The organism is Vibrio sp. 1249-1, from assembly GCF_033340495.1.
The window spans coordinates 1-504 of the sequence record NZ_JAWOWJ010001236.1 but is presented as its reverse complement, the minus strand read 5'-3'; the positions used below and the strand labels follow the sequence as shown (position 1 = coordinate 504).

General features: G+C 46.0%; 1 protein-coding gene. It reads left to right on the top strand.

All coding sequences use genetic code 11. The features are described 5' to 3' along the window. Positions 1-58: 58 nt before the first annotated feature. The coding region (locus R7Z50_RS31455) for a TRAP transporter small permease (RefSeq protein WP_318150270.1) at positions 59-504 on the top strand (446 nt) is incomplete at its 3' end.

The window sequence follows — 504 nt, the reverse complement described above, 5'->3', positions numbered from 1 at the left end:
TCTCTAAGCCGAGCTGAGGATGAGGGCTTTTTCCCTTTACTGATGACGTGATGTAATTCTGGAACCTACTTTTTTTGCCAAGGCTGGACGAATCACCGATGCCATTGGAGAAACCTTGATTGCTTTCTTCTTAGGTGCGATGACATTGCTGACGTTTGCTAATGTCATTTTTCGCTATGTCTTTAACGATAATATTCTCTGGGCGTTAGAGCTCACCGTATTCATGTTCGCGTGGATGGTTTTAGTTGGCGCTTCGTACGGTGTGAAAAAACACTTTCACATTGGCGTGGATGTCATCATCAATATCGTACCTGAAGGGCGCCGTAAACTCCTTGCGCTAGTCGCAGCGGCCTGCTGCCTAACCTTTTCGATTCTGCTTTTGATTGGTGCTTGGAATTATTGGTATCCCTTTGCGACAGAGCGCGCATGGTATGAAACCGACGATATCCCAATGCCTGAATTTTTACAGTTCTTAGCGGATTGGCTTAATGAAGGCGAGCGCTA